This window comes from Selenomonas sp. oral taxon 892 str. F0426, assembly GCF_000468035.1.
Classification (GTDB): domain Bacteria; phylum Bacillota; class Negativicutes; order Selenomonadales; family Selenomonadaceae; genus Centipeda.
Map to the genome: position 1 here is coordinate 17,629 of NZ_KI260514.1, position 228 is coordinate 17,856.

Genomic DNA, 228 nt, shown 5'->3' on the forward strand with positions numbered 1-228 from the left:
GGGTGTCTGATATGGATCAGATTTTGACAATACGCCTCTATGCGGCGGGCATTGGCATCGTTGTCGGGGAGTTTCTCGGCAGCTTTGACGATCTGCTCTATGCCCTCGTTGTGTTTGTGGCGACGGACTACATCACAGGTGTTCTCCGTGCGATTGTAGAGAAGAAGCTGTCGAGTGCCATCGGCTTCAAGGGCATCTGCAAGAAAGTCTGCATCTTCACCCTTGTCG

General features: G+C 52.6%; 1 protein-coding gene. It reads left to right on the top strand.

Features of this window, described 5'->3' with window-relative positions; translation table 11 throughout:
• Window positions 1–11 precede the first annotated feature (11 nt).
• Window positions 12–228: phage holin family protein (locus HMPREF1992_RS00465; RefSeq protein WP_037357741.1), on the top strand; the 217-nt coding region annotated here is incomplete at its 3' end.